The organism is Roseovarius sp. D0-M9 (genome assembly GCF_037083805.1).
In the GTDB taxonomy this organism is placed as follows: domain Bacteria; phylum Pseudomonadota; class Alphaproteobacteria; order Rhodobacterales; family Rhodobacteraceae; genus Roseovarius.
In genome coordinates, this window is sequence record NZ_JBAPKZ010000015.1 from 95,547 (window position 1) to 101,781 (window position 6,235).

Sequence of the window (6,235 nt, forward strand, 5' to 3'; positions counted from 1 at the left end):
CTGCTGGGGCCGTCTGGGGAAGCAGCATGAGATGCGCTTGCAGTCGCAAATGACCGCCAAGGCCGGCAGATCAGCTCTTGATAAGGCGCAGGTAGGGTCGCTCGGACGCGCGGCCCGGGCTGGGCGTATCAACGCCCTCGGTTTGCGGCGACGAGGCAGGCGCGTCGTCCGGCACCAGTCGCGGGGTGGCATCCGGCACCGTCCCGCTGTCGAGCGGCGTCAGCACCGAATGGGTGATTTCAAACCGGCGCGGTCCGCGCCCGATTTTCCCCGTGCTGACAAGACATCCAAGTGCGCGCGAGATATCGCCCAGATCGCTGCGCAGCGGCATCATCAGGAGCGTGCCTTGCAACGCCGGTGCGCCGGGCCGCGCGGGGCTGCTTAGGGTCAGGCGCAGCGTCGCGGGCTGATCGAAGAGATACACGAGATGATTGGCAAGCGCATCGCGCGATCCCGGCTCGATAAAGGCGCTGATCGGCATTCCGCGCACTTCCATCCCCATCAGATCCGTCAGGTGCCCGCCGGCAATGCGGAGCCTCGCAAGGCCGGGCGCGATTCGCTCGGTGATGAAGGCATTGGCAAGCAAAGGCTCGATCCCGCGAGGGTCAATGTCCGAGCGGCGCGGCACAAGCGCGCCCTTGCGCATGTCACCCCAGTAGCGCTCGAACTCCGAGAGTGCAGCATCATGTGCCTGCGGATGCGGGGGCTGGCCAGGTGTTCCATTATCTGAGTCGTAGGTCATGTCCTGCGTCTTCCTTGTGGGGCGGTCTGGCGTGTCGGGTCTGGCGTGTCGGTCGGTCTGGCTTGTGACGTGGTTGGTCTTTTCGCGACTGCGATGGCTACCGAGGTTTTACTTAAACCGCTTCCATCCGGCGCGGTTCCACCGAAGTCGATCATTCGGGCGCAGCGACGCTGCTCTCAATTGCAACGCCTCTCGGCTGAGGAACTGACCGCCAGGCGCTTGGTTCAAACAGTATGCCACGGGGAGCACCGCATTTGTTTAAAATCCTATCCAGTTGGTTAATCTTTGCCGATGCTGGCGCGCGCGCCGCTCAGACGTCTGGCCTCACACGGTTGCGACCGTGGCGGGCGCGGCTTGCCTCAGCCGCAGCAGGGCCTTAGGACAGGGGGATCGCGTCGCCGCACGAGGAGGGCCGTCATGTCAGCCAATCATCAGCTTCATTCCATGACCGCCTTCGCCACCGGCCGCGGCGCGTCACCCGGCCACACATGGACGTGGGAGCTGCGCAGCGTCAATGGCAAGGGCCTTGATCTGCGGCTGCGCGTGCCCGACTGGATCGCGGGGCTGGAGGCTGGCCTGCGCGCGCGTCTGTCCGAGCTTGTGAGCCGCGGCAACGTCACGCTGGGCCTGCGGGTGCAATCGGCAGAGGCGGGCGGGCGCATGTCCGTCAACGCGGCGCAGCTGGAGGCGGCGCTGGATGCGATGGCCGAGGTTGAGGCGCAGGCGATGGCGCGCGGCCTGTCGCTGGCCCCCGCGCGCCCCGGCGATATTCTGGCGGTGCGCGGCGTGCTCGAAACGGTCACCCCCGAGGCGGATACCACCACGCTCGCCAGCGATATTCTGGCGGATTTCGACGCGATCCTGGCGGATTTCCTTGAGATGCGCGCGCAGGAGGGCGCGGCACTGGCCGCGCTCTTGGCGGCGCATCTGGACGAAATCGCGCGCCTGACCACTGCCGCCGAGGCCGCAGCCGAGGCACGCCGACCCGAAGCCGAAGCAGTGCTGAGCGCCGCGCTGAGCCGCGTGATGCAGGGCGCCGAGGGCGCCGATCCGGGCCGCGTCGCGCAGGAACTGGCGATGATCGCGGTCAAATCGGACATCACCGAGGAAATCGGGCGCCTGCATGCCCATGTGGAGGCGGCCCGCGCTTTGCTGGCATCGCGCGGCCCTGTGGGCCGCAAGCTGGACTTTCTGAGCCAAGAGTTCAACCGCGAGGCAAACACCCTTTGCGCCAAGGCAGGATCGACCCCGCTGACGGCAATCGGCCTTGATTTGAAGGCGGCTGTCGACCAGCTGCGCGAACAGGTACAAAATGTGGAGTAAGCGCTAGAATGGCACAAAGACGCGGCCTATTGATCATCCTGTCATCCCCCTCGGGTGCCGGCAAATCGACGCTGTCGCGCCGCCTGCGCGACTGGGACGAAAACGTACTCTTCTCGGTTTCCGCCACGACGCGCCCGCCGCGCGCCGGTGAGACGGATGGGCAGGACTATCATTTTCTGACCGACGAGCGATTCCGGCAGGACGTCACCAACGGCGAGATGCTGGAGCATGCGTATGTCTTTGGCCATTTCTACGGCTCGCCCAAGGGCCCGGTCGAAGAGGCGATCAACCGGGGGCGCGATGTGCTTTTCGATATCGACTGGCAGGGCGCGCAGCAGATCCAGAACTCGGACCTGGGCAAGCACACGCTGTCGATCTTTATTCTGCCACCCTCCATCGCCGAGTTGCGGCGCCGGCTAGAATCGCGCGGTCAGGACAGCCCAGAGGTGATCGCCAAACGCATGCAGAAAAGCTGGGATGAAATCAGCCATTGGGCCGAATACGATTACGTGCTGACCAACGACAACCTGGAGGCGACGGAGGCCGCCCTGAAACAGATCATCGCCGCCGCCCGTCTGCGCCGCATCCAGCAACCGGCCTTGACCGAGCAGGTGCGCAGCCTGCAAATGGAATTCGAGGAGCGTTCATGACCCTTTATGCATTGGACGGGCAAGAGCCCGAGCTGCCCGAGGATGACGATTACTGGATTGCGCCCGGCGCGCATGTGATCGGCCGCGTCGTGCTGGAGGCGGCGACCTCGGTCTGGTTCGGTGCCACCTTGCGCGGCGACAATGAGATCATCCGCGTTGGCGCGGGCAGCAACATTCAGGAAAACAGCGTCTTGCACACTGATGCCGGATTTCCGCTGACCATCGGCGCGGGCTGCACGATCGGGCACAAGGCGATGCTGCATGGTTGCACGATTGGCGACAACTCCCTGATCGGGATGAGCGCCACGGTGCTGAATGGCGCGCGGATCGGGCGCGACTGCCTGATCGGGGCAGGGGCGTTGATTACCGAGGGCAAGGAAATACCGGACGGCAGCCTTGTGATGGGCGCCCCCGGCAAGGTCATTCGCCAGTTGGACAGTGCGGCCATCGAGGGCCTGCGCGAGAGCGCGCGACACTACCAGCAAAACATGCGCCGCTATCGCACGGGCCTCACCGGGCTGGACGCGCAGGGCGATTGAATTTTCTGGGAGAGTTTGATCGCATTTCGCTATCGCGGTAGCAGGTCATCCTCGCCGATCTGAATGGCCAGCCAGTCTCGAAACTTGGTCAATGCGCCATTTTCGGCCTTTGCGTCGGGCCATATCAGGTAGTAGCTGCCCGGACTGGGCGTCGGGCCACCCCAGGCCGAAACCAGCCGCCCTGATGCCAGATCGCCCACCGCAAGATATTCGGGCAACAACGCGACCCCAAGACCGTGCAGAGCCGCCTGTGTAATGGTCGCGAATTGATCATAGATCGTTCCGGGCACGCGCGCTGATTGCACACCTTGGGCGGCAAACCAAGCGCGCCAGGCGTCAGGGCGCGTTTCGATATGCATCAAGGGCAGATCCAGAAGGTCGCGCGCCTGTGCTGGCTTGCGCGCCGCTATCACCTCAGGCGCGCAAACGGCGATCACCGCCTCGCCGCGCAGCCGCATCGCAGAGGTACCCGGCCATCCGGCAGAGCCAAAATGTATGGCTGCATCAAAGGGTTCAACGTCGAAGTTGAACGGCTTGACACGCGTTGACAGGTTCAGTGTCACCTCAGGGTGCTGGCGCGCGAAATCCGGCAGCCGAGGCACCAGCCAGCGCATCCCGAACGTCGGCAGGATGGCAAGGCTCAGCGCGCCACCCGTGGGGTTGACCGTCACCTTCATCGAGGCTTGCGCGATCTGCCCCAGCGCTGCGCGCACCTCGGCGGCGTATTGCACCGCATCGGGCGTCAGCCCCATGCGCCGCCCGGTCTTGACCACGAGCGGCACGCCCAATTGATCCTCCAGCGCCTGAATTTGTCGGCTGACCGCGCTTTGCGTCAACGCGAGGGCCTCGGCGGCGGCGGTCGCGCTGCCCAAGCGGTCCAGTGCCTCGAGCGCGCGCAAACTGGCAATAGACGGCAGAAATCGGCGGGGCAGGGTCATTTATTCCAAAACCTCATGCGTTTCACCCAAAGACTTGGTGTTCTTCTGGGGGGATTGCCCTTATATTGCAAGCAGAACACATGAAAACTCATGAAAGGAAATGCCATGAGCCTCGATGCGCCCGCAAAATCCGCAGATCGCCCTTCCATCAAGGCCAAGGACGCGCCTGATCTTGCCAACTTTGACTGGCAGGATCCCTTTCGCCTCGACGATCAGCTTGAGGAAGACGAGCGGATGATCGCGCAGAGCGCGCGCACCTTTGCGCAGGAAAACCTGCAACCGCGCGTCATCAAGGATTACGCCTCCGAGGCCGTGTCGCCCGAGCTTTTCACCGAAATGGGCGCCATGGGCCTGCTGGGCACGACCATCCCCGAAGAGTATGGCGGCCTCGGCGCGGGATATGTCAGCTATGGCCTCGTTGCGCGCGAGATCGAGCGTGTCGACAGTGGCTATCGCTCGATGATGAGCGTGCAATCCTCGCTGGTGATGTATCCGATCTACGCCTACGGCAGCGAAGAACAGCGCCAGAAATATCTGCCCAAGCTCTCCACCGGCGAGCTGATCGGCTGCTTTGGTCTGACCGAACCTGACGCGGGCAGCGACCCCTCGGGCATGAAAACGCGGGCGGAAAAGATCGACGGCGGCTACCGCTTGACCGGATCCAAGATGTGGATCTCGAACAGCCCGATCGCCGATGTCTTTGTGGTCTGGGCGAAATCCGACGCCCATGACGGCAAGATCCGCGGTTTCGTGCTGGAAAAAGGCATGAACGGCCTCTCGGCACCCAAGATCGAGGGCAAGCAGAGCCTGCGCGCCTCGGTGACGGGCGAAATCGTGATGAAAGGCGTCGAGGTCGGCGAGGACGCTCTCTTGCCGCATGTCGAAGGGCTGAAAGGTCCGTTCGGCTGCCTCAACCGCGCACGCTATGGCATTGCCTGGGGCGTGATGGGCGCGGCCGAGTTCTGCTGGCACGGGGCGCGCCAATACGGCCTTGACCGCCACCAGTTCCGCAAGCCATTGGCGCAGACACAGCTCTTTCAGCTGAAGTTGGCGAACATGCAGACCGAGATCGCCTTGGGTCTGCAAGCCGCGCTGCAAGTCGGCCGCCTGATGGACAACGCGAATGCTGCGCCCGAGATGATCAGCCTCATCAAGCGTAACAACTGCGGCAAAGCCCTTGATATCGCACGCATGTCGCGTGACATGCACGGCGGCAACGGCATCTCGGAAGAGTATCAGGTCATCCGCCACATGATGAACCTCGAAACGGTCAACACCTACGAGGGCACGCATGATGTCCATGCCCTGATTCTCGGACGTGCGCAGACCGGTTTGCAGGCGTTCTTTTAAAGGCTGATCGCTGGCGGCTTGGGGGCAGGGCGGGAGACCGTCCTGCCCCCATGTCGTTGCAGTGTCGTTGCAGCGCCGGGATTGACAGTTTGGGCTTCGGCGGGACTATGGCGTGCAGACGGCATGTGCCTGCCGCATCGGCGAGACATTTTTCAACCCTTCCGAGGAGATACACCAATGAGCACCATCACCCGAAGCCATACCGGCCCGCGCATGAGCCAGATCGTCACGCACAATGGCACGATTTACCTCGCGGGCCAGGTCGGCAATGCCGGCGACAGCGTGACGGACCAGACCAAGACATGTCTGGCGAATATCGACGCACTGCTGGCCGAGGCCGGATCGGACAAGACGCGTATCCTGCAAACGGTGATCTGGATGGCAGACATGAAGGATTTCGCCGAAATGAATGCCGTCTGGGATGCATGGGTGCCCGAGGGGCATACCCCGGCGCGGGCCGCTGGAGAGTCCAAGCTGGCGACCCCGGATTACCTGGTCGAGTTCATCGTGACAGCCGCGCAGAATTAAAGCGCGTCAGGCCCTCGGCGGGGCATTCCGCCGGGGGCCAAGCCAGCGGCGTCAACTGTGGGTTCCATTCCGATTGCATCGGTTTACGAGGGCAGGGTAGCTCATCGCCGTTCCAGTTTCATCAGTTCGTCCCTGAAAGCTTCCGCTGGGGTTCTGTAGCCCAGG

General features: G+C 63.5%; 7 protein-coding genes. 5 read left to right on the top strand and 2 right to left on the bottom strand.

What is annotated here, in order from left to right; all coding sequences use genetic code 11:
* Nucleotides 1–70: 70 nt before the first annotated feature.
* Complete coding sequence (locus tag V8352_RS11710; protein ID WP_336424471.1) at nucleotides 71–742, bottom strand: PAS domain-containing protein; 672 nt, start codon at nucleotides 740–742, stop codon at nucleotides 71–73.
* A 417-nt stretch (nucleotides 743–1,159) separates the two neighbouring features.
* On the opposite strand from V8352_RS11710, the gene V8352_RS11715 reads away from it, so the two are divergent.
* From V8352_RS11715 to V8352_RS11725, 3 genes are read left to right on the top strand one after another with little or no spacing between them, the layout of a single operon-like run.
* A complete protein-coding gene (locus tag V8352_RS11715; protein ID WP_336424472.1) occupies nucleotides 1,160–2,065 on the top strand; it encodes a YicC/YloC family endoribonuclease in 906 nt (301 codons plus the stop codon).
* Nucleotides 2,066–2,073: 8 nt separating this feature from the next.
* A complete protein-coding gene (gene gmk / locus V8352_RS11720) occupies nucleotides 2,074–2,715 on the top strand; it encodes a guanylate kinase (RefSeq protein ID WP_336424473.1) in 642 nt (213 codons plus the stop codon).
* Nucleotides 2,712–3,254, top strand: coding sequence for a gamma carbonic anhydrase family protein (locus V8352_RS11725; protein ID WP_336424474.1), 543 nt, complete (start codon nucleotides 2,712–2,714; stop codon nucleotides 3,252–3,254). The genes gmk and V8352_RS11725 overlap by 4 nt, the downstream gene beginning before the upstream one ends.
* A 29-nt stretch (nucleotides 3,255–3,283) precedes the next feature.
* On the opposite strand, the gene V8352_RS11730 is transcribed toward V8352_RS11725, so the two are convergent.
* Nucleotides 3,284–4,192, bottom strand: a complete 909-nt coding sequence (locus tag V8352_RS11730) for a LysR family transcriptional regulator (protein ID WP_336424475.1) — start codon at nucleotides 4,190–4,192, stop codon at nucleotides 3,284–3,286.
* A gap of 105 nt (nucleotides 4,193–4,297) precedes the next feature.
* Here V8352_RS11730 and V8352_RS11735 point away from each other — a divergent pair, with 105 nt between their 5' ends.
* Nucleotides 4,298–5,542, top strand: coding sequence for an acyl-CoA dehydrogenase (locus tag V8352_RS11735; RefSeq protein WP_336424476.1), 1,245 nt, complete (start codon nucleotides 4,298–4,300; stop codon nucleotides 5,540–5,542).
* 177 nt (nucleotides 5,543–5,719) lie between these two features.
* Nucleotides 5,720–6,070, top strand: a complete 351-nt coding sequence (locus tag V8352_RS11740) for a RidA family protein (protein WP_336424477.1) — start codon at nucleotides 5,720–5,722, stop codon at nucleotides 6,068–6,070.
* Nucleotides 6,071–6,235 lie beyond the last annotated feature (165 nt).